This window comes from Planobispora longispora, from assembly GCF_016863135.1.
In the GTDB taxonomy this organism is placed as follows: domain Bacteria; phylum Actinomycetota; class Actinomycetes; order Streptosporangiales; family Streptosporangiaceae; genus Planobispora; species Planobispora longispora.
The window spans coordinates 123,005-138,469 of sequence record NZ_BOOH01000052.1 but is presented as its reverse complement, the minus strand read 5'-3'; the positions used below and the strand labels follow the sequence as shown (position 1 = coordinate 138,469).

Here is a 15,465-nt window from a genome sequence, read left to right as displayed (position 1 = left end):
CTCAAGAGATAGGCGATGCCGAGGCGGAGGAGAAGCGCCATGGACGAATCTCGACAGCCGGCCTTCGCCGGAGTCCTCCTCGCCACCGTCCTGCTCCTTCCCGCCGCCTCCGCGCAGGCGGTGCGGGCGCCCTCCGGCGGACCGCCCGCCGTGACCGAGCGGGACATGTCCGCTCCCTCCGGCGGACCGCCCGCCGTACCCGAGCGGGATGCGGCGGATCCCTCCGGCGGATCGGCGGCGGGCACGCCGATCCCGCCCGGCCTCGACCGCCTGATCGACCGGGGAAGCGTCGTCAGGATCCGGCGCTCGCTCCCGGACGGCACCCTGCTGGACGTCATGGCGCTCGGCGCGGACGGCACGGTCCTGGGCGGCTCCCAGGTCGTGGACTCCGCGGGCTTCACCCACCTGCGCCGTGGCGTGTGGCGGGCGCGGCCCGGGGAGCGCGGGGCCCGCCTGCTGCGGGACACCGGCAAGCCGTGGTCCCTGTGGCGGATGGCGACCGGCGCGAGCGGCCACCTGTGGCCCTGGGGGGAGCGGCTGCGGTGCCTGGATCAGCACGGGCGGCGGGCGGTGCGATCGCTCCCCGGCTGGACCGGCAGGACGTTCTTCTTCTCAGGCCGCCTTCTGGTCTGGGAGGCGGAGGGGGGACGCCTGATGACGGCGCGCGGATGCGCCGGCAGGCCCAGGACCCTGCCGGCACGGGGCACTCTGGTCGCCTTCTCCCACCCCCACGCGTTCCTCCTGCGCAAGGACCGGCTGCTCCGGGTGAACGTGCGCACCGGCGGGAGCGCGGAGGCCCGCGGCCTTCCCCTCCCGCCCGCGCGGGCGGAGTCCATCGCCGCCGGTCCCGGGCTTCTCGCCTTCGCCGACCGGACCGCCCTGCGCGTCGTCGACCGCCGGACCGGCCGGCCGTACGCGCCCGTCGAGGACCTGCCGCGCCGCGGGGCCGCCGACTTCGGGGCGGGAGTGAGCGCGGGAGAGCGGATCGTGGTCTACTCGGTGCGCCATCTGGACCGCGACGTCTCCCAGTCCCTGGTGTACGACCCGCGCACGGCCAGGACGGTCGCCCTGCCCGGCGAGGCGATGGTCACCGGGAACCGGCTGCTCTGGCGTGACGGCGACCACTACCTGCTCGCCCGCGTACGCCCGTGAGCGTGGCCCGCGTACGCCGGACGGGCTCTCCCGTACGCCCGGGAGCCGGGCGGTGGTCGGCGTGCCCCGTGCCGGGTGATCTCCCGCGCGCCCGCGAGTAGGGTGGGCGCGTGACCGAGAGCGAGCAGGTGGCCTCCTTCTGGAAGGGGCTGGGACTGCCCGGGCTGATCGACGTGCACACGCACTTCATGCCCGAGCGGGTGCTGGCCAAGGTCTGGAACTATTTCGACTCCGTCGGCCCGCTGACCGGCGTGCGGTGGCCCATCGCCTACCGCACCGAGGAGTCGCTGCGGCTGGACACGCTGCGCGGCTTCGGCGTGCGCCGGTTCACCTCCATGGTCTACCCGCACAAGCCGCAGATGGCCGCCTGGCTCAACGCCTGGTCGGCCGAGTTCGCCTCCCGGACGCCGGACTGCCTGCACACCGCCACGTTCTTCCCCGAGCCCGGGGCGGTCGACTACGTCGCCCGCGCCGTCGAGGGCGGGGCCCGGGTGTTCAAGGCCCACCTCCAGGTCGGCGACTACGACCCGGGCGACGAGCTGCTGGACGGGGTGTGGGGCCTGCTCGCCGAGGCCGGGATCCCGATCGTCACCCACTGCGGCTCCGGCCCGGCCCCGGGCAGGTACACCGGTCCCGGGCCCGTCGGCCGGCTGCTGGCCCGCCATCCGCGGCTGCGCCTGATCGTGGCGCACATGGGCATGCCCGAGTACGGCGAGTTCCTGGACCTCGCCGATCGCCATCCGGGGGTGTGCCTGGACACCACGATGGCCTTCACCGTGTTCAGCGAGACGCTCTCGCCCTACCCCCGCGAGCAGCTGCCCCGCCTCGCGGACCTGGGAGACCGGGTCCTGTTCGGCACCGACTTCCCGAACATCCCCTACCCCTACGCCGAGGCGCTGCGGGGCCTGGCGGACCTCGGTCTCGGCGACGCCTGGCTGCGCGCGGTGTGCCACGACAACGCGGCACGCATGTTCGGGGTCTGAGCGTGTCGTGGGTCCACGGGCCCGGGGTCTGAGCGTGGCCGGGCTCTGAGCGTGGCCGGGCTCTGAGCGTGGCCGGGCTCTGAGCGTGGCCGGGGTCCGTCGCCCGGAGGTCCGGGGACCCGGGCAGCGGGCGGCCGTGCCGCCTGGGGCGTCATCCGTACCGGATGGCGTTCGCGACCACGGCGAAGAGGATCAGCGCCCCCACGGCGACCATGATCATGTTTCGGGCCGCCGCCCACGCCGCCGACTTCGCGCCCGGGACCTTGTCCTTGGCGTCCGCCACGGCCTTGACCGCCTTGCCCCACCCCGACCAGGTGTCCTTCGTGCGCTGGAAGCGGCGTCCGATGAAGAACGCGGCGGTCGCGACCACGATGAGGATCAGCACCCGGCCGTTCGATGTGTCCATCGGCGCATCCCTCCCCGGCGAGGCATGAGTTCGCCCGAGAAGAGAAAGTATGACGACGACGGCGGTGCCCGGCCAGGGGGGAATACCGCGGATCTCCCCGTCGTTCCGGGCCCTTTCCGGGATCCGGAGAGGGTCCCGAGATATGTCACAGGGATGTCGTACGGTCCTGATATGTGCCGAAGCATCAAGACTCTCCGCGAGCCCTACGCCGACGACGTGACGGAGGAGGACGTGCGCGCCGCCGCGCTGCAGTACGTCCGCAAGGTCTCCGGTTTCCGGGCCCCGTCCGCGCGCAACGCGGCGGCCTTCGACCGGGCCGTGGACGCCGTCACCGCCGCGACTCTGGAGCTCCTGTCGGAGCTTCAGCTGGGACGCTCCGCCCGGGTCCCGCAAGGCGACGGCCCCGCCCTGCCGGCTCCGGCGGGGAACTAGCGACGGCGGGAAGCCGGGGAGAGGCCCGGCAGGCCGGAGGGGGTCACCCTCCGGCCTGCGTCCGCCCGATCCGGCTGGGTCCGGATCTCCGCGGTCTCCGCTCGCGCGGTCGTCAGGTCGGGACGGTCGCCGCAACGGCCGTCAGGTCAGCTCGGAGCACTTCCTGGCGTCGGGGTCGGCGCCCGCCTTCGGGACCCAGCGCATGTTGGCGAACGACGCGGAGAAGGCCCCGTCGGTGTAGACCAGGAACGGCGTGTTGACGTTCTCCATGTCGAGACCCCCCTCCGCGAAGCAGGAGATCGGGATCTTGACGGTCGCCTTCGTCCCCACGGGCAGCCCCTGGAACAGCGAGGTCGCCACGACCTCGGCGAAGCAGGGGTAGACGCAGTGGGCGCTGATGACGGTCCGCGCCGCCGGCGGCTGGTGCACGATGGTGTCGAAGACCAGGGCGGCGTCGGCGTTGAGATAGCCGCGCAGGTCGGTGCCGCCCGCCGGGTTCTGGCTGTAGATCTGCGCGGGGCCGGTCCCGGTCCACGTCGCCTTCAGGCCGTCCTGCTGCACGTTGACGTCGGACTGCACGACGCTGATCTCCGCGTGCGCGGCCGTGCCGTCGGGGCCGATCTCGGTGCCGCCCCAGTTCTCGGCGGACCCGATGTAGCTTCTGTACGGCGCGACGTCGACGCGGTTGAACAGCTCCAGGTCCTCGGTGGCCTCGCCGCCGCCGCCCGGTGTGCCGCAGGTGGTGGGCGCGGTCTCGTCGAGGGTGCCGACCGAGCCCGTCTGGCCGTGGCGCAGGCCGTACCCGAGCGGGAAGAGCGGGTCGTATCCCTCGTCGCCCGCGTTGAGCGGCGCCTGGCAGGCGGTCTTCGGCCAGGAGTACGGCAGCTTGCCGGTGTAGCCCTCGCGGTGCTTGCCGCGGACGAGCAGGTCGGCCACGCCGCCGCCCTCGGTGCCCGGCAGCCAGGCGACGACGAAGGCGTCGGAGCGGTTGAGCTCCTTGTTCACCCAGAGCGGGCGGCCGGTGACGTAGACGGTGATCACGGGCTTGCCCTTGCCCGCGACCTTGTCGAGCACGGCGAGGTCGCCGGGGTAGAGCCTGGCCGCCTCCAGCGTGCGCCGGGCCAGGTCGCCGACGCCCTCGGCGTACGGGGTCTCGCCGATCACCGCGATGACCGCGTCGTAGGCGGCGGGGTCGACGCCGTCGGCCGTCTCGCTGAAGGTGACGTTGGCCTCGCCGAGCGCCTCGCGCAGCCCGCCGAGGATCGTGGCGCCGTTGGGGAAGTCGGCGTTGGTGTTCCCGGTGCCCTGCCAGGTGAGAGTCCAGCCGCCCGTCTGGTTCTGCATGCTGTCGGCGCTCTTGCCGACCACGAGGACCTTGGACCCGGAGGCCAGCGGGAGCACCTTGCCGTTGTTCTTCAGCAGGACCTGCGACTTGCGGACGGCCTCCCGGGCGAGCCGCTCGGCCTCCAGCGCGTCGGCCGAGCCGGCGTGGCGGCGCTCGGAGGGCTTGCGCCCGTCGAGCACGCCGGCGCGCAGCTTCACCCGCAGGATGCGGGTGACCGCGTCGTCGATGCGGGCCATCGGGATCTGGCCGCTCTCGACCTGGGCGACCGTGTTGGCGATGAACGCCTTCCAGTCGTTGGGGACCATGAAGACGTCGATGCCGGCGTTGACCGCCTGGGGGCAGCTGGCGTTGGTGCAGCCGGACACCTGGCCGATGCCGTTCCAGTCGGAGACGACCAGGCCGTCGAAGCCCATCTTCATCTTGAGGATGTCGGTGAGGGCGCGCTTGCTGCCGTGCAGCTTGCCCTCGGTGATGCCGAGTTCCTCGTTGGTCCAGCTGTTGAAGGAGACCATCACGGTCTGGGCTCCGGCGCCGAGCGCGCCGTAGTAGCCCTGGCCGTGCAGGTTGATCATCTCGGCCTCGGACGAGGGGTTGACGCCCTGGTCCACGCCCCTGAGGGTGCCGCCGTCGCCGATGAAGTGCTTGGCGGTGGAGATGACGCCGTCGGAGCCGATGCGGAACAGGCCCCTGCCCTGCAGGCCCTTGACGGCCTCGTACCCGTAGGCGCGGGTGATCCGGGGGTCCTCGGAGAAGCCCTCGTAGGTACGGCCCCAGCGGTCGTCGCGGACGACGGCGAGGGTGGGGGCGAAGGCCCAGTCCTGGCCGGTGGCGCGGATCTGCTCGGCGGTGGCCTCGCCGATGTCCCGGACGAGGCACGGGTCCTGCGCGGCGCCCAGGCCGATGTTGTGCGGGAAGACCGTCGCGCCGTAGACGTTGTTGTTGCCGTGGACGGCGTCGATGCCCCAGATGACGGGGATCTTCGTCCTGGTCGAGACCGAGGCGTCCCAGTAGGCGTCGGCCAGGTCGAGCCAGGCCTGCGGCGAGGCGTGCTTGTCGCGGCCGGGCCAGGAGCCGCCGCCGTTGAGCACCGAGCCGATGCCGTACTGCTTGACCTCCTCGGGGGTGATCGCGGCGATCTCCGGCTGGGTCATCTGGCCGACCTTCTCGGCGAGGGTCATCCCGGCGAGGATCTTCCTGATCCGCCACTCGTCCACCGGGTTCTTCTTGATCCGGCTGTTGACCTTGGGCCAGTCGGCGAGGGTGGGAAGGTCCTTCTCGATGCGGGCGCAGCCGCGGGCGTCCAGCCGCGGCTGGCCGATCACCGGCTGCCGCTCGCCGGTCGCGGTCTCGGCGCTCGCGCCCGGGATTCCGGTGACGCCCGCGGCCAGGACGGCGAGGCTCGCCAGGACCGCGACGCGGCTCCGGCGGAGGACGCCCGATCGGGCGATGGGTCTGGTCATCGAGGGTCCGTTCTCGAAGTGCTGCGACAGTCATGGCGGTCCCCCGAGTCCGCACTGTGCAGATCTTGACCCTGTGAAGGCGTCGAGTCAATAGGGAAGAGAGAGCGCTCTCTCATCATCCCGAATCTTCTCCTGCACCCGTGGCGTGTCGACGGCCACCATGATCATGGCCGTTTTTCTCGTCCCGCTGCCATGTGACGGGAAGTGCATCGCTCCTGACCTGCACATTGAACGAGAGCGCTCTCTGTCCGTCGGAAGCTCGCCGGACGCCGTCGAGCCCGCACACCGCGGCGCGGACGGATGTCAGCCGCCGGCCGGCAGGAGGGGCCGCTCAGGGCAGCAGCCAGGCGGCGGTGTCGGGCGGGAGCAGGCCGTCGCCGGTCAGGGGGCCGCCGGCCAGCAGGAGACGGCCGGGCGGCAGCCGTACCGGATCGTCGCCCATGGCCAGGACCAGCGTGAACCGTCCGGCGCGGTCGGCCACCAGCCGGCCGTCCCCGTCCGCCGTCCAGTCCACCGGGTCGTCGGCGGTCAGGACGCCCTCGGCGTGCAGCCGCCGCCGTATCCCGACGGCGGAGCGGCACAACCACAGCGGCGAGGACGGATCGCCCTCCTGCGCCTCGGCCGACAGCCCGCCCCACCCCGGGGGAACCGGCAGCCAGGGAGGCCGCGCGCCGGGCGGCGAGAACCCGTGGGCCCCGACCGGATCACGCCGCCAGGGCAGCGGCACCCGGCAGCCGTCCCGGGAGACTCCCGACCGCGGCCACGCGGGATCCCTGCGGTCCTCGGGCGCGACGTCCACCTCGGGCAGGCCGAGCTCCTGTCCCTGGTACAGGTAGGCCGCGCCGGGCAGCCCGAGCACCGCCAGCAGCGCCGCCCGCGCCCGCGCCGGCCCGCGGGCCGGGCCGTAGCGGCTCGCGCTGCGCACCACGTCGTGGTTGTCCACCACCCAGGTCACCGGCGCCTTCGGCGGGTCCCCGGCGAGCAGGGCGGTCCCGGCGGCCCGCCAGGCCTCCGCGTCCCAGGGCGCCACCAGGAAGGCGAAGGCGAACGCCTGGTGCAGTTCATCCGGCCGGGTGTAGCGCCCGGCCCGGTCGGGGTCCAGGTTGACCTCGCCGATCAGCGCGCGCGGCGGTTCGCAGGAGTCGGCGATGGCCCGCCAGCGGCGGTAGACCTCGTGCACCTCCTCGAGGTCGCAGGCCAGCGGGTTGGCCCGCAGCCGCATCGGCTCCAGGACCCCGGTGCGCCGGAGGTCGGGCAGCCCCTCGGCCTTGAACAGTCCGTGGGCGACGTCGACGCGCAGCCCGTCCGCGCCCCGGTCGAACCAGAACCGCACGACGTCGTCGAAGAAGGGGGCGGTGCGCGGGTCGCGCCAGTTCCAGTCGGGCTGCTCGGGGGCGTACAGGTGGAGGTACCACTCCCCGGGCGATCCGTCGGGCTCGGTCACCCGCGTCCAGGCGGGACCTCCGAAGACGCTGAACCAGTTGTTGGGCGGCGCGCCGCCGTCCGGTCCCCGGCCCGGGGCGAAGTGGAAGCGGGCCCGCTCCGGGCTGCCCGGCCCGGCGGCCAGCGCCGCCCGGAACAGCGGGTGGGCGACGGAGCAGTGGTTCGGCACCAGGTCGACGATCACCTTGAGCCCCAGGCGGCGCGCCTCGGCGGCGAACGCGTCGAAGTCGGCCAGGCTCCCGAAGACCGGGTCGACGTCGCAGTAGTCGCTGACGTCGTAGCCGTGGTCGGCCTGCGGCGACCGCTGGAACGGGGTGAGCCAGACCGCCTGCGCGCCCAGGCCCGCGACGTGGCCGAGCCGGGCGGTGATCCCGGCGAGGTCGCCCACCCCGTCGCCGTCGGAGTCGGCGAACGAGCGGGGATAGATCTGGTAGACGACGGACTCGCGCCACCACGCCGTGGAGGCGTCCATCGGACGAGAAATAAACGGCATATGCACTGAATGCCCGATACAGTCGTCGGCTAAGGGGCGGCTCCTGGACGTGCTTCCTTCTCCTATCTCTGCAAAAGATACGTAGCGCGTCCGCTCTCCGCCCCTTCTCCATCTTTCCCGGGCGAGGGGGGTCCGATGACGTGGCTGGCCGAGACGCTGCTGCGGCGGCGCCGCATGACCTCTCCGAGCCTGCTGCTCGACCTTCCGCCGCCGGACTCCCCCGGTCCGGCGGCACGCTGGTGGAAGCCGACGGCCGTCGTGGCCTCGCGCCGCCGCAAGGGCGGGGCCGGCGCCGCGCCCGATCCCGCCGCGGGCCTGCTGGCCCTGGAGGCCGACCTGCTGCGGCTGGGCTACCTGCTGTCCGCCCCGCTCCGCCGCAGTCTGGGCGAGCTGGACGGCGCCGGGCTGGCCCGGGCCGGCCGCGCCCTGCTGGAGGCCCTGCTGGCCGAGTACGGCGGCCACGTGGACCACGTCCCGCTGTTCCGCGACTTCCCGCAGAGCGTCCCCGCCGACACCTTCGAGTTCTACGTGCGGCGGGTGTTCGCCCTGCTCCTGCAGGAGCCGCGGCAGCCGTGCGTGCTGTGCGGAACGGTCGACGCCGTCCACCCGGTCTCGCCCTGCGCCCACCTGGTCTGCCGCGCCTGCTGGGACGGGGCCGACTTCAGCGCCTGCCCGCTCTGCCACCGCCGCATCGACCTCGACGACCCGTTCCTGCGGCCCGCCGACGACCCGGTGGCCGAGGCCGTCGCCAAGAACGCCAGGCGGGAGCCGCTGCCGGACCGGGCCGTCCTGCTGTGGTCGTGCGAGGATCCGGCCGAGGTCGCCCGCGAGATGCTCCGGGAGCTGCTGGACCGGCAGACCCCGGCCCGCGCGGAGGACCGCGCCGCGATCGAGGCCCTGCTCGGCGACTTCTGGCCGCGCTCGGCGGGCTGGCTGCCCGAGCGGATCCCGGTCCGCGAGACCCGCGCGCTGGTCCTGGCCGCGGCCCTGTCGCGCGACGCCCGAGGGGCCCGCGACCTGCTGGAGCGGCACACCGACACCGCGACGGACGTGCTCCGCCTGCTGTACGCCCTGATGGGCGGCGACCCCGGCATGCGCGCCCCGCTGCCCCGCCGCACCTCCCTGCCCCGGCCCGTACGGCGCGCGCTGCTGGAGCGGATGGACCGGATGCCCGTGCCGCACCTGGTCGAGGACCTGCTCCGCCACCCCGAGGCGTGGAAGCGCATGGCCGAGGTGCTGCACCCGTTCGAGCACCACCGGCGGCACCCGGACGCGGCGCTGGCCTTCGCCGTGCTGCGCGGCACCCGGCTGGACGCCGGAACCCCGCAGGCCGGGGAACTGCTCGCCCGCGCCGCCGCGCACCCCGAGGTCGTCCGGTTCGACGGCGTGCGGCTGCGCCCGCTCACGTTCGCCGGCCGGGTCGAGGCGGCGCTGCGCGACGGCGACCACGCCCGCGCGCTCGACCTGCTCGGCGGGCGCCCCGGCGAGCTGGCCCGGCGGCTCGTGCACCTGGCCCGGCACATCCCGGCCGGGCGACTGGCCGCCGCGGTCGCCGAGACCGCGCCGAGGGTCTCCCCCGGCGTGCTGATCGCCGCGCTCGGCCAGCTCCGCACGCCGCCCGGCGGCACCCGGGTCTTCCTGCCGCGCGGCGGCACGGTCCGGATCTGGACCGAGCCCGATGTCCGCCCGCCGGTCCCCGCGCCGGCCGTCAGCGCGGTCGCGTCGGCGATCATCGGTGAGATGCTGCGCCGCGCCGCCGCCCTGCCCCCGGTGGAACGGGCGGTGCTGGACGAGGAGCTGACCGACCTCCTGGCGCCGGTCGCGGAGCGCTCGGCCTCCTCCTCCCTGGTGCGGCTGCCGCGCGGCAGCGTCCGGCCGCTCCCCTCCGGCGGGCGGATCCGGCTGTTCCTGCACTGGGCCCAGCCCGAGGACCGCCGGGTCGACCTGGACCTGTCGGTGGCGCTGTTCGACGAACGGTGGGAGTTCACCGGCCTGTGCGACTACACCAACCTGATCCTCGGCGGTGACGCCGCCGTGCACTCCGGCGACCTCACCTCCGCCCCCGAGCCGCTGGGCGCCTCCGAGTTCGTCGACCTGGACGTCAGGGCGATGCGCGCGATCGGCGGCCGCTACGCGGTCCCGGTCGTCTTCAGCTACAACGACGTCCCGTTCGACCGGCTCGTGCGGGGGTTCGCGGGGTTCATGGACGCGCCGCCCGGCGACCTGTTCGACCCGCTCGCCGTACGGCAGCGCTTCGACCTGACCGGGCCCGCCAAGATCATGGTGCCGCTCGTCGCCGACCTGTGGTCCCGCACGATGCGCTGGGCCGACCTCAACCTCTCCACCGACGGCGGCTTCAACGACCTCGACGAGCACCACGGGCAGCTCGCCCGGCTGAGCTCGGCGCTGGAGGACGCCTTCGGCCTCGGCGACCGCGTCACCCTCTGGGAGGCGGCCTGCTGGCACGCCGCCGCCCGGGCCGCCGAGGTCGTCGTACGGCACCGCGACGGCACGGTCGGCCACTACCGGCGCGGCCCGGACGAGACGGCGGCCGGACTCGCCGCCCGCCTCACCGCCCGCACGCTCCCGGACCGCACGTGGGCGACACGCGAGGAGGCGGGCCTGGCGCCTCCGGACCGGGGAGCCGCCCCCGCCGGACGGCACACGCCTCCCGAGGCGGGCTTCGCCGCGGTCATCGAGGACGATCTCGGCGTCGCCGGCGGCGCGCAGGTCTACGCCCTGCATCCCGGCCGCCTCGACCCCGCCGGGATCGAGACGCTCGACGCGTCCGGCCTGGTCGACCTGCTCTCCCCCGCGACCGTCCCCGTCCCGGCCGCTTATCCGCCTCCGTAGGAGGTAGGTGTCCGGCGAGGAGGTGGACATCATGGAACGACACCATAAGATCACGCACCGGGGACCGGCGGAGGATTTCTTCGCCCGCATGCTGCGGAGGCGGCCGTGGTCGCAGTTCTCCCCGACCGCCGAGCCGCCGCGGAGCGCGCTCATCCTGCGGCTGGTGCTGGCGACCTCCGGCATGGCCGTCTGCGGCGTGTTCGCGGGCCTGGCCGTCATCATCGGCCAGCCGCTCCTGGCGATCGCGATGGCGGCGCTCACGGCCGTCGCCACTTTCGACATCGCGGTGATACTGCGTCACCGGGCCACCCGGTGACGCGGTCCCGTCGCGGGCGCTGGTCAAGGGCATCGAGAAGGACCTGAAGGCGGGAGGCGGCCGTCCCCCGTACAGCGAGGACATCCTGGCGCCGCGGCGGCCGGCACGGAGGCCGGGGGCGGCCGGGGCCCCTCCGCTCCCGGTCTCACACGGTGATGACGACCTTCGCCCGGGCGTGCTCCTCGCTGAAGTACCGCATCGCCTCGGGGACCTCGCTCAGCGGGTAGGTCCTGTCGATCGCCGGGGTGATCTTCCCGGACTCGACCATCTCCTTGAGGTCGAGGAGGTTCTTCCGGTTCTGCCGCGCCACGTTGCCGCGCAGGTTCTGCCGTACGAACGGCGCCAGTGCCAGGGCCCCCGTGAGCCGGCCCATCGGCCCGAACCACCGGCCGCCCTTCGAGGAGGACAGGACGAGGGTCCCGCGGGGGGTCAGCACCCGCCGGCACTCGGCCAGCGAGCGGCTCCCCGCCAGGTCGAAGATGAGGTCGTAGCGGCGGTCGCCCCTGGTGAAATCCTCGCGGGTGTAGTCGACGACGTGGTCGGCGCCGATCGAGCGGACCAGTTCCACGTTCCTCGTGCTGCACACGCCGGTCACCTCCGCCCCGAACGATTTGGCGATCTGCACGGCGAAGGTGCCCACGCCTCCCGACGCCCCGTTGATCAGCACCTTCTGCCCCCGCCGTATCCCGCCGCGGTCGCGCAGGCCCTGCAGCGCGGTCTTCGCCGCCCAGGGCACGGCCGCCGCCTGCGCGAAGGTCAGGTTGGCCGGCTTCGGGCACAGCAGTTCCTCGGCGACGCAGACGTACTCGGCGAAGCCTCCGGCGGCGACTTCGGCGTACACCTCGTCGCCCGGCCGGAACCGCGTCACGTTCCCGCCGACGGCCTCGACCTCCCCGGCGACGTCCCGGCCCGGGACCTTCCGCCTCGGCCCGCGCAGCCCGAACGCCAGGCGGCCCAGGTACGGCAGGCCCGTCATGGTCACCAGGTCGCCGTGGGTCACCGACGCCGCGTGGACGCGCACCAGGACCTCGTCGTCGCCGGGCACCGGCTTGTCGAGCTCACCGAGCCGCAGGACCTCGGCCGAACCGTACTTCTCCTGAAGAATCGCCTTCATCGTGTTCTCCTCGGGCGCTGAGGGAGCTGAGGGGTGCCGGGGGTGCTCGTTCATTCGACGGACCGCAGGATCTGCTCGATCGAGGCCGCGCGCGACCGCAGCTCGGAGACGTCGTTCGCCGTCCGCCGCTGGGCGTCCAGGGTGTTCTCGGCGAGCTGCTCGTAGCGGCGCACGAGCTGGCGCAGCTCCTCCTGCACCGCGGCGGACATCTTCAGCTTGCGGAACTCCAGGACCGTCGCCGCGGTGCCGATGAGCAGGAACAGGGCCAGGAGCGACAGGCCCAGGATCAGGACCGTGCCGGGCCAGGTCGTCGTGTCCATCTAGGACTGCTCCTTGGATGAGGGACCCCTGTCCGGGTCCGATCGGGTGAGGGTCTGGACCGCCTCGGCCACGGTCGAGGCGGTCAGGTGCAGGTGGAAGTCCGTGAGCTCGTAGTACTTCATGGCCTTGCCGTCCTCGGACAGCTCGAGGCTTCCGGCGATCAGACCGGCGGCCTCCAGCCGCTGCAGGTGCATGTGCAGGAGCGGCCGGCTGATCCCGATGTCGCGGGCCATGCGGCTCACGTAGTCGCGTCCGCCGGCGAGCCTGGCGACGATGCGCAGCCGCAGGGGGTTGGCCAGCGCCGCGAGCATCACGACCAGTTCGTCACCGGTCGGCACTCCCCCCGTCATGGCACTCCTTCATGTGAAAGAATTTCCTTACATATGAAGCATAGCTCATACAGCAGGATCCGCGCCGCCGGAAGTCCTCCGGCGGCGCGCGGATCCTGTGAATCCGGCGCCGCGTCCGCCCGCCGTGTCAGAGGCGTTCGATGACGGTGACGTTGGCCTGGCCGCCGCCCTCGCACATCGTCTGCAGGCCGTACCGGCCGCCGGTGCGCTCCAGCTCGTGCAGGAGCGAGGTCATCAGCCGGGCCCCGGTGGCGCCGAGCGGGTGGCCCAGGGCGATCGCGCCGCCGTTGGGGTTGACCCGCCCGGGGTCGGCTCCCGTCTCCTTCAGCCAGGCCAGCACGACCGAGGCGAACGCCTCGTTGATCTCCACCGCGTCGATGTCGCCGATCGACATCCCGGCCTTCTTCAGCGCGTGGGCCGTGGCGGGGATCGGCGCCGACAACATCCAGATCGGGTCCTCCCCGCGCGCCGACAGGTGGTGGATGCGCGCGCGGGGCCGCAGGCCGTGGTCCCGTACGGCCTGCTCCGAGGCGATCAACAGCGCCGCCGCGCCGTCGGAGATCTGCGAGGCCGCCGCCGCGGTCAGCCGTCCCCCCTCGGCCAGGGGCTTCAGGCCGGCCATCTTCTCGAGGGAGGTGTCGCGGCGCGGCCCCTCGTCGTGCTCGACACCCTCCAGGGGCACGATCTCGCGGGCGAAGCGCCCCTCGTCGATCGCCCGGATCGCCCGCTGATGCGAGGTGTAGGCGAACTCCTCCATGTCCGTGCGGGAGATGTCCCACCGTTCGGCGATCATCTCGGCGCCGCGGAACTGGGAGACCTCCTGCTCGCCGTACCGCTCCCGCCAGCCCCGGGAGCCGGTGAACGGGCTGTCGAAGCCGAGCGCCTGCCCGGCGGTCATGGCGTAGCCGATGGGGATCTGCGACATGCTCTGCACTCCCCCGGCGACCACGAGGTCGGCGGTCCCGGACAGCACGGCCTGCGCGGCGAAGTGCACCGCCTGCTGGGAGGAGCCGCACTGGCGGTCGACGGTGACGCCCGGCACCTCCTCCGGCAGCCCTGCGGCCAGCCAGCAGGTGCGGGCGATGTCCCCGGCCTGGGGGCCGATCGTGTCCACGCAGCCGAAGACCACGTCCTCCACCGCGGCCGGGTCCGCCCCGGAGCGCTCCATCAGCGCGGTCAGCACGTGCGCGCCCAGGTCGGCGGGGTGCACGCCGGACAGGCCGCCGCCGCGCCTGCCCACGGGGGCGCGGACCGCCTCGACGATGTAGGCCTCGGGGGGTGAGAAGGACATCGGAAACTCCCTAGGTTGCCAGGATCCCTTCCAGGACCATCGCGATGTACTGCCGGGCGATCTCGTCGGCGGGCAGCGGGCCGTCACCGCGGTACCAGCTCGCGGCCAGCCAGACGGTGTCGCGGATGAACCGGTAGATCAGGCCGGTGTCGAGGTCGGCGCGGAACTCCCCGGTCAGGACGCCCCGGTCCAGGACCGACAGCCACATCTCCCGGAAGCGCCGCTGGGAGTCGAGCAGGTAGTCGAAGCGCGGGCCGGACGCCAGGTGCTTGGACTCGTTCTGGTAGATCACGACCGCCGGGCGGTGGCGGTCGATCGTCCGGAACGACTCGACGATCAGCTCCTGGAAGGTCTCCCGCGCGCCGAGGCCGGAGCCGAGCACCCGGTCGTAGGCCGCCCACATGTCGGTGAGGAACGTCGACAGGATCTCGTCGACCATCGACTCCTTGGAGTCGAAGTGGTAATAGAGGCTGCCGCCGAGCATGCCCGCCGCATCGGCCACCTCGCGGACCGTGGTGGCGGAGTATCCCCGCGACGCGAACACCTCCGCCGCCGTGGCGAGCAGCTCGGCGCGGCGCTCGGCGCGGGCCGCGGCGGTGCTCTCGGAGTCTCGGCGTCGTGGGCTCATGGGATGCGGACCTCTCAGGGGTGCTGACTGGAGACGGAGACGACCTCTCCCGTCATGTACGAGGAGTAGTCGCTGGCCAGGAAGACGATAACGTTGGCCACCTCCCAGGGCTCCGCGGCCCGCCCGAGGGCCTCCTTCCCGGCGAGCTCCGCCAGCAGCTCCTCGGTGGTCACCTTGGCCAGGTGCGGGTGCATGGCCAGCGAGGGGGCCACCGCGTTGACCCGCACGCCGTACGGCGCCGCCTCGACGGCCGCGCACCTGGTCAGCGCCATGACCCCGGCCTTGGCCGCCGCGTAGTGGGCCTGCCCCTCCTGCGCCCGCCAGCCGATCACCGAGGCGTTGTTGACGATCACCCCGCGGCCCCGGGGCTGCATTCGCCGCAGCGCGGCCCGGGTGCAGCGCATGGTGCCGTTCAGCGTGACGTCGATCACCCGGTGCCACTGCTCGTCGGTCATCTCGGCGAGCGTGGCGGTGCCGCCCAGCCCGGCGTTGTTGACGAGCACGTCCACCGGCCCGAACAGCTCCTCGGCCCCCGCGAACAGGTTCCGGACCTGTTCCTCGGAGGTCACGTCGCACGGCGCCGCGGCCACCGCGCCGGCGCCGAACTCCTTCTCCAGGGCGGCCCGGCTCTCCCCCAGCCGCCGCTCGTGGGCGTCGCTGATCACCACGCGGGCGCCCTCCTCGAGCATGCGACGGGCGCAGGCGCCCCCGATGCCGGTGCCCGCGGCGGCGGTCACCACCGCGACCCGGCCGCGCAGCAGGCCATGACCCGGGATGTAGGACGGCTTCACGCCCGTTCCCCCTCTCCTCGCCGAGGATCACATGGTTTACTCTACCAAACAGTTGTTAGAAAGAACCAAGGGCTCCCCGAGCATGAA

At 73.2% G+C, this 15,465-nt stretch carries 14 protein-coding genes; 5 read left to right on the top strand and 9 right to left on the bottom strand.

Annotated elements, in window-relative coordinates:
- Positions 1-39: 39 nt before the first annotated feature.
- Entirely contained in the window at positions 40-1,152 is a 1,113-nt protein-coding gene (locus Plo01_RS31475; RefSeq protein WP_203894364.1) for a hypothetical protein, read from the top strand.
- A gap of 110 nt (positions 1,153-1,262) precedes the next feature.
- The gene (locus tag Plo01_RS31470; RefSeq protein ID WP_275415443.1) at positions 1,263-2,135 is read left to right on the top strand and encodes an amidohydrolase family protein; all 873 of its coding nucleotides are present in this window, start codon (positions 1,263-1,265) and stop codon (positions 2,133-2,135) included.
- A gap of 151 nt (positions 2,136-2,286) precedes the next feature.
- Here the strand turns inward: Plo01_RS31470 and Plo01_RS31465 are convergent, their stop codons facing one another.
- The gene (locus Plo01_RS31465) at positions 2,287-2,541 is read right to left on the bottom strand and encodes a hypothetical protein (protein ID WP_203894363.1); all 255 of its coding nucleotides are present in this window, start codon (positions 2,539-2,541) and stop codon (positions 2,287-2,289) included.
- A 171-nt stretch (positions 2,542-2,712) separates the two neighbouring features.
- Between Plo01_RS31465 and Plo01_RS31460 the strand changes: the two genes are divergently transcribed.
- Positions 2,713-2,973, top strand: coding sequence for a DUF2277 domain-containing protein (locus tag Plo01_RS31460; protein ID WP_203894362.1), 261 nt, complete (start codon positions 2,713-2,715; stop codon positions 2,971-2,973).
- A 141-nt stretch (positions 2,974-3,114) separates the two neighbouring features.
- Here the strand turns inward: Plo01_RS31460 and Plo01_RS31455 are convergent, their stop codons facing one another.
- Together Plo01_RS31455 and Plo01_RS31450 are read right to left on the bottom strand one after the other, a co-directional pair.
- The gene (locus tag Plo01_RS31455) at positions 3,115-5,778 is read right to left on the bottom strand and encodes a glycoside hydrolase family 3 protein (RefSeq protein ID WP_203894361.1); all 2,664 of its coding nucleotides are present in this window, start codon (positions 5,776-5,778) and stop codon (positions 3,115-3,117) included.
- 331 nt (positions 5,779-6,109) lie between these two features.
- On the bottom strand, positions 6,110-7,693 hold the full coding sequence (locus Plo01_RS31450) for an alpha-amylase family glycosyl hydrolase (protein ID WP_203894360.1): 1,584 nt from the start codon (positions 7,691-7,693) through the stop codon (positions 6,110-6,112).
- 156 nt (positions 7,694-7,849) lie between these two features.
- Here Plo01_RS31450 and Plo01_RS31445 point away from each other — a divergent pair, with 156 nt between their 5' ends.
- Together Plo01_RS31445 and Plo01_RS31440 are read left to right on the top strand one after the other, a co-directional pair.
- Entirely contained in the window at positions 7,850-10,567 is a 2,718-nt protein-coding gene (locus tag Plo01_RS31445; protein ID WP_203894359.1) for an MXAN_6230/SCO0854 family RING domain-containing protein, read from the top strand.
- A 31-nt stretch (positions 10,568-10,598) separates the two neighbouring features.
- Positions 10,599-10,883 carry a DUF6343 family protein gene (locus tag Plo01_RS31440; protein ID WP_203894358.1) on the top strand — a complete coding sequence of 95 codons (285 nt, stop codon included), beginning with the start codon at positions 10,599-10,601 and terminating at the stop codon, positions 10,881-10,883.
- A 145-nt stretch (positions 10,884-11,028) separates the two neighbouring features.
- Here the strand turns inward: Plo01_RS31440 and Plo01_RS31435 are convergent, their stop codons facing one another.
- The 6 genes from Plo01_RS31435 to Plo01_RS31410 form a co-directional block, all read right to left on the bottom strand.
- A complete protein-coding gene (locus tag Plo01_RS31435) occupies positions 11,029-11,997 on the bottom strand; it encodes an NAD(P)-dependent alcohol dehydrogenase (RefSeq protein ID WP_203894357.1) in 969 nt (322 codons plus the stop codon).
- A 50-nt stretch (positions 11,998-12,047) separates the two neighbouring features.
- Complete coding sequence (locus tag Plo01_RS31430) at positions 12,048-12,317, bottom strand: hypothetical protein (protein ID WP_203894356.1); 270 nt, start codon at positions 12,315-12,317, stop codon at positions 12,048-12,050.
- A complete protein-coding gene (locus Plo01_RS31425) occupies positions 12,318-12,668 on the bottom strand; it encodes an ArsR/SmtB family transcription factor (RefSeq protein ID WP_203894355.1) in 351 nt (116 codons plus the stop codon).
- Positions 12,669-12,795: 127 nt separating this feature from the next.
- A complete protein-coding gene (locus tag Plo01_RS31420) occupies positions 12,796-13,959 on the bottom strand; it encodes an acetyl-CoA C-acetyltransferase (protein ID WP_203894354.1) in 1,164 nt (387 codons plus the stop codon).
- A gap of 10 nt (positions 13,960-13,969) precedes the next feature.
- Positions 13,970-14,587, bottom strand: coding sequence for a TetR/AcrR family transcriptional regulator (locus tag Plo01_RS31415; RefSeq protein ID WP_203894353.1), 618 nt, complete (start codon positions 14,585-14,587; stop codon positions 13,970-13,972).
- A gap of 14 nt (positions 14,588-14,601) precedes the next feature.
- Positions 14,602-15,378 carry an SDR family oxidoreductase gene (locus Plo01_RS31410; RefSeq protein ID WP_203894352.1) on the bottom strand — a complete coding sequence of 259 codons (777 nt, stop codon included), beginning with the start codon at positions 15,376-15,378 and terminating at the stop codon, positions 14,602-14,604.
- Between the last annotated feature and the right edge of the window lie 87 nt (positions 15,379-15,465).

Excerpts from the sequence above, each read along its gene's own strand:
- Plo01_RS31475 (WP_203894364.1), top strand. The coding sequence starts at position 40 with ATGGACGAATCTCGACAGCCGGCCTTCGCCGGAGTCCTCCTCGCCACC.
- Plo01_RS31465 (WP_203894363.1), bottom strand. The coding sequence starts at position 2,541 with ATGGACACATCGAACGGCCGGGTGCTGATCCTCATCGTGGTCGCGACC.
- Plo01_RS31460 (WP_203894362.1), top strand. The coding sequence starts at position 2,713 with ATGTGCCGAAGCATCAAGACTCTCCGCGAGCCCTACGCCGACGACGTG.
- Plo01_RS31455 (WP_203894361.1), bottom strand. The coding sequence starts at position 5,778 with ATGACCAGACCCATCGCCCGATCGGGCGTCCTCCGCCGGAGCCGCGTC.
- Plo01_RS31450 (WP_203894360.1), bottom strand. The coding sequence starts at position 7,693 with ATGGACGCCTCCACGGCGTGGTGGCGCGAGTCCGTCGTCTACCAGATC.
- Plo01_RS31445 (WP_203894359.1), top strand. The coding sequence starts at position 7,850 with ATGACGTGGCTGGCCGAGACGCTGCTGCGGCGGCGCCGCATGACCTCT.
- Plo01_RS31440 (WP_203894358.1), top strand. The coding sequence starts at position 10,599 with ATGGAACGACACCATAAGATCACGCACCGGGGACCGGCGGAGGATTTC.
- Plo01_RS31435 (WP_203894357.1), bottom strand. The coding sequence starts at position 11,997 with ATGAAGGCGATTCTTCAGGAGAAGTACGGTTCGGCCGAGGTCCTGCGG.
- Plo01_RS31430 (WP_203894356.1), bottom strand. The coding sequence starts at position 12,317 with ATGGACACGACGACCTGGCCCGGCACGGTCCTGATCCTGGGCCTGTCG.
- Plo01_RS31425 (WP_203894355.1), bottom strand. The coding sequence starts at position 12,668 with ATGACGGGGGGAGTGCCGACCGGTGACGAACTGGTCGTGATGCTCGCG.
- Plo01_RS31420 (WP_203894354.1), bottom strand. The coding sequence starts at position 13,959 with ATGTCCTTCTCACCCCCCGAGGCCTACATCGTCGAGGCGGTCCGCGCC.
- Plo01_RS31415 (WP_203894353.1), bottom strand. The coding sequence starts at position 14,587 with ATGAGCCCACGACGCCGAGACTCCGAGAGCACCGCCGCGGCCCGCGCC.